The organism is Paenibacillus sp. SYP-B3998 (assembly GCF_010820665.1).
Classification (GTDB): Bacteria; Bacillota; Bacilli; order Paenibacillales; family NBRC-103111; genus Paenibacillus_E.
In genome coordinates, this window is sequence record NZ_JAAIKC010000006.1 from 1 (window position 1) to 14,450 (window position 14,450).

At 44.9% G+C, this 14,450-nt stretch carries 16 protein-coding genes; 5 read left to right on the forward strand and 11 right to left on the reverse strand.

The window, feature by feature from the left end:
- Positions 1 to 174 precede the first annotated feature (174 nt).
- Together GK047_RS16500 and GK047_RS16505 are read right to left on the reverse strand one after the other, a co-directional pair.
- Positions 175 to 1,335 (reverse strand): glucose 1-dehydrogenase, encoded by a 1,161-nt coding sequence (locus GK047_RS16500; RefSeq protein ID WP_163948911.1) that lies wholly within the window; start codon positions 1,333 to 1,335, stop codon positions 175 to 177.
- A 16-nt stretch (positions 1,336 to 1,351) separates the two neighbouring features.
- Positions 1,352 to 3,388, reverse strand: a complete 2,037-nt coding sequence (locus tag GK047_RS16505) for a glycoside hydrolase family 15 protein (RefSeq protein WP_163948913.1) — start codon at positions 3,386 to 3,388, stop codon at positions 1,352 to 1,354.
- A gap of 175 nt (positions 3,389 to 3,563) precedes the next feature.
- Between GK047_RS16505 and GK047_RS16510 the strand changes: the two genes are divergently transcribed.
- Both GK047_RS16510 and GK047_RS16515 read left to right on the forward strand, forming a co-directional pair.
- Positions 3,564 to 4,217 carry a helix-turn-helix domain-containing protein gene (locus GK047_RS16510; protein WP_163948915.1) on the forward strand — a complete coding sequence of 218 codons (654 nt, stop codon included), beginning with the start codon at positions 3,564 to 3,566 and terminating at the stop codon, positions 4,215 to 4,217.
- A gap of 280 nt (positions 4,218 to 4,497) precedes the next feature.
- Complete coding sequence (locus tag GK047_RS16515; protein ID WP_163948918.1) at positions 4,498 to 5,613, forward strand: phosphodiester glycosidase family protein; 1,116 nt, start codon at positions 4,498 to 4,500, stop codon at positions 5,611 to 5,613.
- 79 nt (positions 5,614 to 5,692) lie between these two features.
- Here the strand turns inward: GK047_RS16515 and GK047_RS16520 are convergent, their stop codons facing one another.
- Both GK047_RS16520 and GK047_RS16525 read right to left on the reverse strand, forming a co-directional pair.
- Positions 5,693 to 6,061, reverse strand: coding sequence for a YtxH domain-containing protein (locus GK047_RS16520; RefSeq protein WP_163948920.1), 369 nt, complete (start codon positions 6,059 to 6,061; stop codon positions 5,693 to 5,695).
- Between the two features lie 34 nt (positions 6,062 to 6,095).
- A complete protein-coding gene (locus tag GK047_RS16525) occupies positions 6,096 to 6,542 on the reverse strand; it encodes a DUF948 domain-containing protein (protein ID WP_163948924.1) in 447 nt (148 codons plus the stop codon).
- A 179-nt stretch (positions 6,543 to 6,721) separates the two neighbouring features.
- On the opposite strand from GK047_RS16525, the gene GK047_RS16530 reads away from it, so the two are divergent.
- On the forward strand, positions 6,722 to 7,354 hold the full coding sequence (locus tag GK047_RS16530; protein ID WP_163948926.1) for a bifunctional 4-hydroxy-2-oxoglutarate aldolase/2-dehydro-3-deoxy-phosphogluconate aldolase: 633 nt from the start codon (positions 6,722 to 6,724) through the stop codon (positions 7,352 to 7,354).
- A gap of 68 nt (positions 7,355 to 7,422) precedes the next feature.
- Here GK047_RS16530 and GK047_RS16535 read toward each other — a convergent pair whose 3' ends face one another.
- Together GK047_RS16535 and GK047_RS16540 are read right to left on the reverse strand one after the other, a co-directional pair.
- Entirely contained in the window at positions 7,423 to 8,055 is a 633-nt protein-coding gene (locus tag GK047_RS16535) for a helix-turn-helix transcriptional regulator (protein WP_163948927.1), read from the reverse strand.
- 84 nt (positions 8,056 to 8,139) lie between these two features.
- Positions 8,140 to 8,571: a DUF86 domain-containing protein gene (locus GK047_RS16540; RefSeq protein WP_163948930.1), complete on the reverse strand. Its 432-nt coding sequence runs from the start codon at positions 8,569 to 8,571 to the stop codon at positions 8,140 to 8,142.
- Positions 8,572 to 8,843: 272 nt separating this feature from the next.
- Between GK047_RS16540 and GK047_RS16545 the strand changes: the two genes are divergently transcribed.
- Positions 8,844 to 9,902 (forward strand): acyltransferase, encoded by a 1,059-nt coding sequence (locus GK047_RS16545; RefSeq protein ID WP_163948932.1) that lies wholly within the window; start codon positions 8,844 to 8,846, stop codon positions 9,900 to 9,902.
- 19 nt (positions 9,903 to 9,921) lie between these two features.
- On the opposite strand, the gene GK047_RS16550 is transcribed toward GK047_RS16545, so the two are convergent.
- On the reverse strand, positions 9,922 to 10,587 hold the full coding sequence (locus GK047_RS16550) for a tetratricopeptide repeat protein (RefSeq protein WP_163948934.1): 666 nt from the start codon (positions 10,585 to 10,587) through the stop codon (positions 9,922 to 9,924).
- A 198-nt stretch (positions 10,588 to 10,785) separates the two neighbouring features.
- Between GK047_RS16550 and GK047_RS16555 the strand changes: the two genes are divergently transcribed.
- Positions 10,786 to 11,049 carry a hypothetical protein gene (locus GK047_RS16555; protein WP_163948936.1) on the forward strand — a complete coding sequence of 88 codons (264 nt, stop codon included), beginning with the start codon at positions 10,786 to 10,788 and terminating at the stop codon, positions 11,047 to 11,049.
- A gap of 34 nt (positions 11,050 to 11,083) precedes the next feature.
- On the opposite strand, the gene GK047_RS16560 is transcribed toward GK047_RS16555, so the two are convergent.
- The 4 genes from GK047_RS16560 to GK047_RS16575 form a co-directional block, all read right to left on the reverse strand.
- Positions 11,084 to 11,485 (reverse strand): hypothetical protein, encoded by a 402-nt coding sequence (locus GK047_RS16560; protein ID WP_205516829.1) that lies wholly within the window; start codon positions 11,483 to 11,485, stop codon positions 11,084 to 11,086.
- A 66-nt stretch (positions 11,486 to 11,551) separates the two neighbouring features.
- Positions 11,552 to 13,372, reverse strand: a complete 1,821-nt coding sequence (locus GK047_RS16565) for an ABC transporter substrate-binding protein (protein WP_163948939.1) — start codon at positions 13,370 to 13,372, stop codon at positions 11,552 to 11,554.
- Between the two features lie 249 nt (positions 13,373 to 13,621).
- The gene (locus GK047_RS16570; protein ID WP_163948941.1) at positions 13,622 to 14,134 is read right to left on the reverse strand and encodes a VanZ family protein; all 513 of its coding nucleotides are present in this window, start codon (positions 14,132 to 14,134) and stop codon (positions 13,622 to 13,624) included.
- A gap of 16 nt (positions 14,135 to 14,150) precedes the next feature.
- Positions 14,151 to 14,438: a hypothetical protein gene (locus GK047_RS16575; RefSeq protein WP_163948943.1), complete on the reverse strand. Its 288-nt coding sequence runs from the start codon at positions 14,436 to 14,438 to the stop codon at positions 14,151 to 14,153.
- Between the last annotated feature and the right edge of the window lie 12 nt (positions 14,439 to 14,450).

The following is a 14,450-nucleotide window of genomic DNA, read 5'->3' on the forward strand; positions in this document are numbered from 1 at the left end:
CCTCCGTGTACTGATTAAATGTTTGTCCTTTTTTAGCCATAGAAAAATCCCCTCCAAGTTGTACTCATTTCCTTATGGTACCATAAGGTTTTTTTTGAGTGTCTACTTAAAGGGGATATTACCACTCACACGGTTCTTTGTATAGACGATTCAACCTAAAAAACATTTCAGTGCCTAAACCGAGAAGCTATATGCAACTTCCTTCGTTTGTTTAACCAAATCGCCCCATTGCTCGACTGGCATGACATCAACAACCGCTTTAATCGGAATACTTTTGAAATCCAGCTTCAATATAGCTTCCAAATCCAACCTATTGGTGACGAGACGAGCCAACCAATCTGGAACGAACTTCTCCATCTGCTGCAAACGATAGATAGCCGTTTCGAAATCTTTGCGCGAAGCGTTCACCGAGCCGATCACGCATTTATTCTCAAGAACCATGCCCTGATTGAGCATGTCCGCGGAGATTTCCAGCTTCCGGTCCGCTGGAGTTACCCCAAGCAGCGCTAGCACGCCGTTAGGCGCTAGCACGGACATAGCCTCGAATGCTAGCGGGCTGTAGCCCGTACACTCGAGAATGAGATCCACTGGCTTGCCGAGCCCGTCGGCATAAGCCGTTAGGGTTTCCACAGTCCCGGCTGCGCCGGACTGTTGATAGACGGCGCCGCACGCCTGCACAAGCTGCGCTTGTAAGCTGTCTTGCGGCGACATCGACCACACATAGGCGTCTAGCCCGAGCAATCGGCAGGTCATCGCTGCAAGCAGACCAAGCGGCCCAGAACCTAGAATAAGCGCTGTTCGCGGCTCCCAAATCAGCCGCTGCTGCACACGCTGCACTTGATCCCATACCTTCTCGACAATACTTTGCGGCTCAACAAGCATCCCTAACTTCAATAAGGAGGAGGGGACCTGAACCAAATAACGAGATTCTTCTTTATAAAACTCAGCTAGAAAGCCATGCGCTCCTTTGATTCCCCGTTCCACATATTTACCCGTCTGGCAGAAATCGGCATGACCATTGCGACAATTCACGCAGTTCTGATCCTTGCAAGGGCGTCTGACTATCGCCGTTACGAGATCTCCAACTTGAAAACCACTATCTGCCCCTGCCTCTGTAACGACGCCAAGTGACTCATGACCTGTCGTTAAGTCATCTTCTCCCTCAGCTGGAGTCCCGTATTTTTCTTGTAAAATCTCTCGATCCGTCCCATCCAAGCCAACCGCTAATACACGGACTAGCACTTCTTGCGGATGAGAAATAGTCGGGGTATCTATGGTTTCCAGCGCAATCGTGGCATTCCCCTCACGAAGCCCCTTAACGCGAATCGCTTTCATCTCGTGATCTCCTCCTTTATTGCATGACAGGCTCCAATACCTTATCTTCACTGACGTCAGCCGCTTGATTCGTTCCGGCCGAGGTAAGTGTTTTTATTTTGGATAAATACTCTTGCGTAACTTTAATAAATGAAGCATGCGACCAAGTTAGCGGAGATACCGACATGGGGTCGCCTGTGAAAGGATGAACCTGCTCCGCCATGACGCCGGAAGGCAGTGCGTGCTGAATGGCCCATCGCATCAAACGTTCAGCTTCTTCTAAATCGCCAACCGTGTTAGCCGCTGCAATCAGCCACTCTGCATACCAAAGCGTACAAATGAACCACGGGTTCCCAGGTACTTTTGCGACATCATTCGTTACCTGGTGGTAGTAATCGTTCTCATAGCGGGCAAAACCTCCGATATCTGTATGTACCCACAATTTATCTTTTAAAAACTGCATCGTCTTAACGATTCTAGGATCTTCAAGTTCAAACAAGCCAAAATCAAACAACGCATACATACTCATATCAAGCGTATAATCAGGGACGTAGCTCTGAGTCTCATTGTTCCAAAATAAAGCCCGTATGAATCGCTGCTGCCCAGGGTCATATAGCTGCTGCTCGGCTGCTTTCTTGACCTGAGCGGCTACATCCGCATAATAAATAGCTCGGGCTTTATCATCGTGGTACTCGGCGAATCGAGCTGCGGCTACTAACCCTGCATACACGCTTGCGACGGTGAAGGCCAGTACCCCATATCTTTCTTCCCACAGATCGTAGGAAGGCAACGGAAGACTGGAAGCATCGCGGTAATGCACGACAAAATCAGCTGCGGGCTTTACGAATTTCTCATAATCATCACGGGATTGTTCTAGCGTGCCTGCAAGCTTATGATGATGCCACATGGTATACAAAACGAGTGCCGTTTCGTCCTCTTGTATAGCTAGCTGCTTGGTACCCTGAGCATTGACCCAAGGATGCCAGCTTGAACCTACAGAACCGTCTGGATTGTATTTATGCATTAAATATCCTTCTGGCGTCAGCGCTTTGATGCAAAAGTCGAAAAACTTCCTAGAAAGCTCATAATATCCAGCCCGATCCAGTGCGTGCGATACAAGGGCGCCATCACGAGGCCACATATAGGAGTACGAATCTTTGGCAAATTTTAATATATCTGAATCATTCGCAGCTACGATTGCCCCTCGGTTATCTAAATTCGTCCTTGTGATAAGCAAGCTTCTCTTGTAAAATGATTCCAAATCCTCTTTTAATAGTGATAACTGATGCTGATCACGATTCACCCATTTTACCCAGTGATCATGAGTTCGCTGCAGCAAGGCTTGTGGTGTTGCTGTTCGCAGTAAACGCTCCAATCGTTCTACTTCTTGCTTGCTTTTTCCAAAACATATCCAAAACCAAGCATCCTTCGTGCTCTTAGGCGGCAGTATCATTGTCAACTCGATAATACCGTCCACTGAACCCTGTGCGATAGGATTACCACCTAGATGACCGTCCTCCGCGTCACGCCATGTACCTTCCAGGCCATTGATTCCCTTTTGACCCGTCGCATACCCTGTTGGTTTGGCTTTGTCCTCATCGGGCGACAAACAAGATAACGACATGTAACGGTGTCCTTTGTAAAATAGAAGCGAATTCAGCTCAGGATCATAGTAAATCGTATCCCCGATGCCATTTCCATAAATCTGTAGATCCAGATGAAAGTAAAGCTTCACCTTTCGCTGCCTATCCAATCGGTTTTCAACTCTGATTTTACGCAAAAACACATTTTGCTGAACATCGACTCCATCCCTGATAAGTAGGCTTAACCCAAGCCGCTCATTCGTACATTCCACATTGGTAACAAGGGAATCTTCCAAATAAGTCAGCTTGCGTGATACCTCTGGATTGTCAATCCAGAAGAATTCTTCGTCGCACCAAACGCCAAAATGTGAAAGATGATCGCTAGATTGATTTTCCTGACCTACTAAAGGGTAATACATGTCACGAATATTATAAGCAGCATCAAAATTGATGAGTACATTCCCATTTCCTATGGGTAGATCCCTTGCCATACGATCAGCCTCTTTCCATGGATGTTGCAATTAATTTTCCAATTGAAGGACCTAACTATGCATCACTTGCGATTTCCACTGGAAAAATCGGTAAATGCCACCATTTCGTCACTTATGCATTTTCATTTTAAAGGAATTCGTTTACAATATTAGTTATATGGAGGGATACGTAATTATGCAGCAATTAGAAGGATTCGGTAAATTTTTGGAGAGCTTGCGCGGAAAGATGTCTTTACGTGAAGCGGCCCACAAAAGCGGACTTTCGCATGCCTATATTCGAGACCTTGAATTAGAGCGGAACCGTTCCACCAACGAGAAGATCAAGCCCTCTCCTGTCACACTCAAAAAGCTGTCGGATGCATACAATTATTCGTATACAGAACTGATGGAGAAAGCAGGTTATCTGGAAAAAGAAGGCATGGCGAACACCGATGTCGACATTCCCTTTGAAGATATCCTATTCATTGAAGTGAGTATGAAAGAAATAACCTATCATACCCATACGGGTAGATTGAACAGAAACGTGAATTCCTTGATCGATTTCAGCAGCTTTCTCGACAAGCTTGAAGATCTGGATTTCAAAAAAATGGATACAGACTTGTTCGTAAATCTGCATCATGTGCAAAAATATTTAGAAAAAGAAGGAAAGCTTTATTTCGATTCCCTCGGTCTCGGCAAGCATGTTGTCATGGCCGCAATAAGGCAAAAGAAATACCACGAACTTATCATTCGAAGCGTAGCCCGCAATACGGGGATGAGTGTTGGTTACCAATTCGATCGCAGTCCCGGCGGAGACTCGTTGTTTTCTTCTTTAAAGCGTCCTATTTAGCAGAAGTACGTCGTTAATTCTTGTTTCTTCGATACACTGTGCTTAGCAAGTAAACATTTGTCTGATTTCATTTTAAATTAGTAACCACAAGGCAGCATTTTGGAAAAAAGCCTTGCGTTTGGCACCTCTGGGACAACCTATCGCTTATTGACGGAAAAAGGATAAAAAGTTCGGGATATTCTGAAACTTTTGTTTCCTTTTTTTCGTCTATTTAAGGAGTATGACTAGGTTGTATTCACTAATGAAAAGTGATTATATGGAGAGGAATTGTTGAGATTATATGGCTTTACAGCAAACTGCGTCCCGACTCCCTCCTCGTAAAACCGGAAAAGGTAGACGTAAAAAGTCTACAGGAATGGGAGTTATCTTGTACACGCTTATTGGATTTACTGGCTTGTCTTTAGTGGCCTTATGTTGGTTTTTCCTTACATCATCAGGGACAAGTGTAAGACTCATGATGGCTGACACCATCATTACAACCCAGCATCGCGATTGGGCCAAATATTTGATTGGCTCGGACGAATTGAAGAAGCGAGTTGACGCTTATACGAAAAATTTCGAAGAAATGGGCGTCGAGAAAGACAAAGGATTTGTTGACCTTGGCAAAAACTCAACGAAACCTTCAACCGTTAAAAAAGAGCTTGTCAAAATTGATCCGATTTCGGGCTCAAACTTTAAAGGTTATCTTGTAACCATCTCAGATCCAAAAAAGGTAAGAATTGCTGTTCCCGAAAAAGCAGGTAAAGGTGAGAAAGTTTCATCAATGGTCAAGCGAACAGGAGCCATTCTCGGCGTGAACGGCGGAGGATTTAATGATCCGAACTGGGAAGGAAATGGCTTCCAACCAGAGGGAATCGTTATCTCTGGGGGCAAAATCTTTTATAATGATAAAGGGGTAAATGGCTCCGTTCAAGTTGTAGGGATTGATAAAGAAGGCCGTATGATTGCTGGTAAATATAAAGTTTCCGAGCTTGTCGAAATGGGCGTTAAAGAAGCCGTTTCCTTCAGTCCGCGCTTTATTGTCAACGGCGTTGGTCAGATCAAGAGTCAAGCTGACGGTTGGGGCATTGCGCCTCGAACAAGCATGGCTCAGACAAAAGATGGCTCGATTCTCTTCTGTATTATCGATGGCAGGCAAAAAAATAGCATCGGAGCTACCTTATACGATGTCCAGCAGATCTTCCTCGACCATGGCGCGGTGACGGCTGCCAATTTGGATGGCGGAGCCTCGACCGTTCTCGTTCACAATAATGCAATCGTCAACAAGCCATCCAGCGAATACGGTGAACGCTATCTTCCCACTGCATGGCTTGTTTATGATCATCCTGAGACAGCTAACATTAAGAACGTCTGGGAAGGCCTTGATATTCGCAAAATTGATCCCTCCAAATGGTAGACAATGAAAACGCAGGAGTCTCAGTATAGCTGAGCTTCCTGCGTTTTGTTGTATGCGTATGAATGACATATACGCTTTATTAACGATTCCCGACGATCACTAAATCTTCGGCAGCCCCAGAAGCTGCTATCTCATCGACAAGCTCATCGTCCGCTTTAGCTTCTTTCCACGAACGAACAGTCTCAACAACACTTGATGCCGTTTCTTTCGCTTTACCTACTAATTCCACAGTATGCGTACTTACGGTTTTGGCAACATCTTGTGTTTTTTGAGTGATCGTGCTCGCAATTTGCACGGTTTTATCACTAACCACTTGCGCTTGCTCCGCGATGTCTCTTCTTAGTTCACGCCCTGATTTTGGAGCTAATAAAAGTGCTGTGGCCGCTCCTAACACGCCGCCAACAACAGCTCCGATGAGAAGATCTTTACCTTTTTTTTGATTGGACATAGGATTCCACTCCTTAGAGTATTAGTTCAGACTTTTAAGTGTCTGATTTGGCATTTCTATGAGCTTGCCATCTTTGCCACAATTCAATACCGGTCGTTGTCCATTCGATTGCATCCTGCAATCTTTTCTGGTGGGTATGTACGACTTTTTCCGCACCTTGAATGGATTGGTTCATCACCCTCGATGCTTTGCGAAGGACAGAAGCGACGTCTCCTATAGCTGCTCCTGTCTGTTCAATCGAGTGAAAACATGGCTGCAACTCCTGCAATTGAGTGTGCACAGCATCGGTGAGAACTGCTGCCTGCTTGATAAGCTGCTGGGACTGATTGGCTGTCACTGTTAGGCTTACTTTCGTTTCAACGATGGCATCGCTCAGCTGGAGCAGTGTGTTTCTTGCTGTAATCAAGATACGTATCCCAAAGCCTACAAGTACGATAACTGCGACAGCGGCGCTCACTACGCTTATCTCCACCCATGTCATGACCGGCACCTCCTAAGCATTTTAACTTGCTTCGTAAGCAGATGGCATCTTCTAGACGAATGCCTATGAATTACTACAGTATAAGTAGGCGCTGCCTGTCTTGACACAAAAATGCTGAAAAAATTTTGGCGACCTGTCATAATAAGAATTAAACGAACTTTAGAGGGTGGAGGGCAAACATGTTACGCGAGCAGGGACTCAAAGAAATTGAGCAAACACGCATCATCGCCATCGTCCGAGGCGTTAAAGAGGAGCATATCTCTTCTGTGGCCGAGGCGCTTTACCGGGGCGGCATAACGGTCATGGAAGTAACTTTAAACACACCAGGCGCGCTCCGCATGATCGAAGAGTTACAAAGCACATTTACTGATCGCATGTACATTGGTGCCGGTACTGTCCTTGATCTGGATGATGCGAAAAAAGCGGTACAAGCAGGAGCAGCTTTCCTTGTCACTCCGAACATGGATGAGGAAGTGATTCGTTGGGCCAAAAGTGAGGATATTCCGATCTTTCCCGGCGCTATGACGCCAACTGAAATCGTTAAAGCTTGGAAAGCCGGTGCAACCGCCGTTAAAGTTTTCCCTTGCGCGAGTCTGGGCATTGCCTACATCAAGGAATTAATGGGACCATTAGATCACATTCCGATGATGGCTGTTGGAGGCGTAACTGAAGAGAATATTAAACAGTTCCTGCACATCGGTTGTTACGGCTTAGGCATCGGCGGGTCCTTAATTAACTTGAAAGAAATCGAAGCAGGCCGCTTTGAATGGATTACTGAGAAAGCCTCCCGATTATTGGCTGCATCCAATTAATTCGGCTGTTTACTCTATAAAAGAACAAAATAGCCATCTTCCTCCGAAATGTAACCGGAGAAAGATGACTATTTTTTTTGACTAATCATATACACGCATTTACTGCCGCCTTTGGCCAAACATTCTGTTCGTTCTACATCGGCATCGAGTAAATTACGAAACAAAGCAAGCTCGCACTTACATGCCTGCTGAAACCGATTGGCGACCTGTGTAATGGGACAATTGTGTTCGCTAAGGAGAAATTCCCCCTCTTCACCTTGTGACCATTCCACCATATAGCCGTTCTCGTTCTGAATTCTCGCTAGCTCCGCCACTCGTTCTTCCAAGCTTATCGCTTTCATTCGCGATTGATAGCGCAGCTCCATCTTTTCTTGTCTGCGTTCAAACAAATGATCGATTTTCTCAAGACCTTCATCCTCCAGCAGTTCACCAAGCAGGTCCAACGTAAGCTGCGAATATTTCTTAGGAAACAATTCATCGGCTAGCGGAGATAACGAATACATCCTTGTTGGTCTGCCCATCGCTTGTCGAACAAGCTTCGTTTCCAGTAAAGCATCCTTCTCTAAGGAGTTGATATGGCGGCGTACAGCCATTTCCGTAATTCCGAGCTGCTTCGAAATCTCATGGACGCTTAGAGGCCCCTCGGTTTTGAGCATGGAAAGGATCACTTTACGCGTGGATGTCTCTAGTTCCTGTTTCAAAAGCTCACCTACCCTCGGACCTGCATTTTAGTCTCATTTTACAGCATCCTTTACAATAAGTAAATTAAGAAACAACTATGTATGTTATTCCATTTCCTTCTTTATGAACGCTTTTACATGAACAGCGAATTCTTGGAACGCTGCAGGAAGTCTAGGAATTAACGGATTGAGCTGCTCCCGATTCCAGCTTACATATTCCTGCACAAGAGGCTTTCTGAGCTTTACCAGCTCCAATAAAGTCTCTGTTAACGTTTCGGAATAGGCACCTTCGCCGTGTACAATTTCGACGATATCCTCATAACTGCTTGCATCTCTTAAAATAAACGCATCAATGAGTAAACTGCCGACATCTGTCACCGTTTCAATCGCTAAATGAAGCACTCTTTCTTGAGCCATTTGTAGTATGAGCGTGGACTCGCCGTGCTGCCACTGCTCCTCCAATTGCTTGCAAGTCTCAGACAAGCAATCTAGAAACTGAATTCTTTGATCAATTTGCTCATGATTAATAAAATACATGACCTATCTCCGTCCTCTTTTTCTCCATTTGGTCCATATCAGCATAGCAAAGAAAGTAACGATAACCAATAAAATCAACAAAACTGCTTGCATCAAATATTCATAACTCACCCTAGTTTCACCCTCTTGATCTACGGATCGTTCATTCTACCTAACAGTTTATCGTGATGGCATAGGAGCGTCAAGCACACTACTGCGTCAATGCTGCTCTATTGTTCTATCATTTTTTTCATGATAAAGTGGAAAAAGTAAAAAAAGGAGCTGCCGTCATCATGCTAACTCGACCTAAAATTCCTGAAATTGATATCGTAAGAGCCATCGCAATTATAGCCGTTGTCATCATTCATGGTACTGCAAATGCTACCTTACTCCCTGTGGGAACTGGCTCTCAAGCCTTCTTTTTCATCCTCAATCGAGCTTGTTTGTTCACCGTTCCCGTGTTTATATGGATTAGCGGCGTTGTTCTCTTCTATAACTATTACGACCGCTGGGATCCAAGTACATCGTTCGCTTTCTGGACGAAACGGTTGCGTCGAATTTTGATACCTTACCTGCTATGGTCTGTTTTCTATTATGTGTACAATCAATATATGTTCCATGGCAAAGTTACGCTCAACGCCTGGTATTTATTTAAATTAGTACTTTCCGGGAATGCCAGCTATCATCTCTATTATATGCTCATTATCGTGCAATTTTATATCCTATTCCCTTTTGTCATAACTGCCGTTCGCAAATTCCCCCTATTAAACAAAGCTTTAATTCCGCTTGGAATCTGCTTGCAAGCTGCCGCATACAGCGTGAATCATTGGGTTCATCCTTTGCCCGAGTACTCATCATTATTTACAAGCTACTCAGCGCTTTTTGCTTTTGGCGCTTTCACGGGAATTCATTATGCAGCGATGTCTACATGGATAGCTAGATACAGATCGTGGATTTTGTCTGCCATGGTCTTGGGGGGATTTGCCTTTGTCGGCATGCTGCTGCTGCATCAGTACGGATGGATCGCTGTTGAAAATACATGGTTTGAACTCGCCTTGCTCCTCTACTGCATGACTGCTGCGCTTATCTTCGTGCAATTGGGGCAAAACACGCTTCACAAGGATTCTTCCTTCAGCAAAGCGTTAACTGCACTAGGTGCGGCATCCTTCGGCATCTATCTCGCACATCCTGCACTTTTAACCTTATGGGATCGCTTAAAGCCTGCGAAGGAGCGCATTCTGTTGTATGACCTGCACACCGTCACTTCCTTCGTCATCGGTTTGCTAGGAACATGGTTGCTGGTAAGGCTCTACGCTCACATCATGAAAAAAGGCAAAGTATCCGTCAAATAAACGGAACTTTGCCTTTTTATCATTTGAAGCGAGCTAACAGCGCCCAACGACGCTGTTGTCTACGGCTGTATCGCGGTAAGCCGCGATAGATGTCCAGCGCTTCACGGTAAGCGCGCTTCGCTTCATCCGTGCGCCCCAGCTTCTGATACAGTTGTCCGAGACGGTAGTAGGCTTCAACCGAGGAGGAGTGTACGTCCCTGAACTGTTCCATATAAGCAACAGCTCGCTCAGGCGCGACCGATGCCAAGGCTTCCCCAAGACGCAAGTACGGATTGCCATACTTGACCCGCGGGTTCAACTCAATCGCTTTGAGCATGAAGCTTTCACCTCTAGATAAATCACCTAATTTCAAGCAGCATAATCCAATCTCATAGTGGACATCTGCTGAATCCAACATGACACTATGCGATTGCTCAAGGTAGGGCAGCGCCTCGCTATACCTTTTCCGTTCAATTAAAATTCTAGCAAGCTCTAATTTAACAGATGTGTTGTGAGGGTTAGCGTATAGATCCTGCCGCAGCCTACTGGCTTTGCGGCTTAGTTGAAATGGCCTAAAAATATTTGGCGTTAACCCTACAAATCTACGGTCTAGCACATACAGAATGACGATCAGGATGATAAGGGCAATAAACGGATTTCCTGTAAGACGCCAAAGCAACCCAAATGCAAGCAATTTGGTAAGCAAGCTGAATCCTCCTTCAATCTTTCGGGATAACGATCAGGCTTCCCTATACTACCATAATTTACTTACTTTGGTCACCCTTCCCCATCGAAAAAAGCTTCTGGCTCTGTACCAGAAGCTAGTTTCTCCGATAAGACCAACTGGAATCATTCGTGATTTCTAACAAGCAATGATATACTAAAAAGAAAAGGGAGATTCGACATGAACGATCCGCGCAAAGCGCTTTGGCACAAAAGACAACAAATGGGAAGATCCAAATACTTAATTTTGTTTGGGCTAATGCCTTGGGGCATCGGGCTTTCCCTCGTATTCGGTCTTATTGAATTCCTGCGACTTGGTGAAACGTTGTGGGTGTGGCTTCCGATTCGCTTGCTTGTATTCGCTCTCGTTGGTTTCTTTGTAGCCAATGCTCGTTGGCAATCGATGGAACGCAGATATGAGCCTGTTGGTAACGAACGATCCTAAGGATCGTTTTTTTATTAATAGGCATACAATAGGATTAATGTAAAAAGGTTTGGTCCTCTACATCCTCGGTATGGAATAAAGATGCTTTGCGAGACAGCTCAAAGTGTTCCTCAAGTTCTTTACGAATAGAGCCAAATGTCAGCACCTGCTCCTTAAAGGCCTCGCGTTCACCCCACTTCGTTTCTTCGGCTTCATTTTGAAACAAAGCTTCTGACATATCTTCCAATGCTTGATGCACATTGTTATCATACCGATCAATTTCACCGGAAACATCCTTCCGATAAACATGTGTCATGTCGAAATCGTTATCTTTGGATGCTGTAAACACGGCCAATAAAATGCCCTTCGAATGGTCTACTTTCACCTCAACATCCGCGCAAGCGATATCATTGCGTTCTGTGAATCTTACAACTTCTGCATGTTTAATTGTAAGCATGAATAACCCCCTCCTACATATAAAATCTACGGATAAAGGGAGTATTTCCATGTTTAGATCATTCTATCAGCGATTCGGCGCGAACCATATTTTGCGAAAATCGACCCAACCAAGGTCATTAATCGTGACACCTTTTATCGATGTGTGATAAGTGGTTTGAAGGGAACGGTGTAGAACAAACAGAAACGATTTCTCCTCTTGCAGCACATCTACCATATCGTTCAGCTTGCAAATACGCTCCTGCTGATTCGGATTGGTCATGAGCTGCTCCACATCCTGATCGATCCAAGCGATCAGCTCGTCGTTCAGATGGGCTCTCACGTAGCTATTACTTTGCTTCAGCGTTTGGATAATATGTAAGTCGTAGTCGCTTTCCATGCAAATGTGATAGAAAATGAGATCGGCAGCTTGAATCGTCTCCATCCTCATCATATCCAGCTTACTCTGTGTATGGACTTCGATCGAGACGCCCACCTTGGCGCATTGCTCGCTTATCCATAAGGCATCCTCATTATTGTTGCTATATATGTACATGCAAAGGGTTTCACCCCTATATCCGATCTCGCCCAGCAACCGCCTGGCTTCCTCCAAGTCAGTTCGATAAGCGGATCCTGTGCCTGCCATGCTTGGTAAAAAGCTGCTTGCGGGCGCTTCTCTGAAGCCCCCCAATTCGAGAATCATCCGTTCACGATCTAGAATGAGATCGATGGCTTGACGGAATTTATGCTGCTTTTGAGGGCCTTGCTTATTGATATTAAATGTAATCAAGCTGCAGCCAAGAACTGATTGTTCGATTTGCTGCCATTCAGAATCTTTCCCTACTGCGCCAACAGGCTTCCTAGAATTCGTATGATCAAAAAGCACTTGAACCGTATTCCAGCACGGACCCACCTCGGAAAAATCCTGTGGCAGCAACCATATCTCCACTTGATCCAGGTGCGGTCTCACGCCAAAGTAGCTATCGAAAGCACGCAACTTACAGATGTAATCATCGTTCCGTTCTAAACGAAACGGTCCTGTTCCAATTGGCATCCGCGCGAACATTGCCTCGTTATCATGGCATATATCCTCTGGTACAATGGACATGGAAGTATGCGCTAGCTGCTGCAAAAAAAGCACATTCGGATGCTTAAGCTCAATAGCGATTGCGTTGCGATTAAGGACGGTCATAGCTTCGATGCCTTCCGTCATCCATCCTTGGCTGGCTGACGTTCCAAGCTCCTTCAACCTTAAAAATGAGTAATAAACATCGCTAGCCGTCATTTCTCTTCCGTGATGAAACACCACGCCTTTACGTAAATAAAAAGTATAGTGCAGCCCGTCTTCACTTATTTCCCAATAATGTGCTAATAGAGGTTCTACAACAAGGGTACTCGAATTGTAAAAAACCAAGGTATCAAAGATCTGGTTAATCAAATGGCAGTCAAACGCAAAAAAAGAGTGAGCCGGGTCCAGCGTTACCAGCCATTTATAAACAGGAAAGCGCAATGTATCTTTAAAACGCTTCTCATGTTCCACAGCACGATAACCAAAATAGCTGAACAGCCACTCAATGAATGAGTCCTGCAACGCCTCCGTATTACCCAGTTGATGAATAAGTTCAATCGTCCCTTTATAGTCTCCTCGTCCGGCCAACTCCATCGCCTGCTTCGCAATCATTTCCTCCGCTGATACATGAAAAGTAAGCTCAGACGCATTGCCTCTGCCCCGTCCAGGCTTCCAACTAATCCATTCCTGCTCGGACATTTTTCTCAGCAGCAGCTTTACATTGCGTGTTGTACAGTAAAGCTTTTCCGATAATTCCTCCAACGTAATCCGTTGAGGATGATTTTCCACACCGTGTTCAAAGCCAGAGCGAAGCTCTAGAAAATGGGTTAACAGCTGCATGCCAGCCTTCCTTCCAATAAAAGGGGAAATCGTTAAAGTAAATTATACTCTTTTTGTTCCCCTTATTCTAGATGTATGCTAAGAGCATCAGGAAAAGAAAGGAAGTGATTAACTTGCAACCCACTGATATTTATTTGTCGGAGAAACTCATGCAATGGCAGCAACAGGCCCTCGAAAAAGAAGCACACCAGCTTTGGAAATGGAAATCGATTAAAAAAAGAAAAGTGTATATGCTGCTAATGTTACTGACTAGCTTATTCTCCTTCGTTTAATCCAAGCTCTTAGGAAAAGAACAATACTAACGACAATCACAGCAAGAATAATCCCTATTGCATCTACAGCAACATCAATTGGATGACCCGTTCTACCCGCAACAAACGATTGATGCCATTCATCCGTAGCTGCATAAATGATGGAAATTATAGAGGAGGTGAGCAGTGCTATGACGACTTTCACAGGTTTGGCCAGCAAAGCTAAAGACCAGAGCAGGGCAAGGACGGCGTATTCGCTAACGTGCCCTGCTTTTCTTATAAAAAATTCAATTAACCCTATTGGATCCTGCCAAGAGACGAGATCATGATCATAAGAAAACTCCACATGTGGCATGCTTTTCGTAAGATCAATATCTTGGAACCACGACGATAAAAGCGGGCGCAGACTTTGCTGCTGATACGACTCCGCTGACTTAAAAAAAATAACCGCCATCCATAGGAGGGCGGCCGCGAGCAAGAGATAATAACGAGTTGAAGATGTTTTGCGCATAGCTTACTCTAACTCCTTATGGATTCGATTTCTTACGAATGCTGAATAAAGCAAAAAACTCAATTACCATGACATTAACGGCAGAAATTCCGTAAAAGGCCATGCCGAACATCATTCGGAACCCTTCCGCACTAACAGATTTCCACCATATCACAGCCGCCAACGTCAATCCAATATTCAAAGCTGTCGTTGTCCAAAACGAGAATCCGAGTCGATTCGTTCGGCGCATCAACCAAACACCTAGAAGAAGTGGCAGCGCAGAAGCAATTCCCAGGAAAATCCAAAACAACATATTATTCGACACTTCCGTCACTCC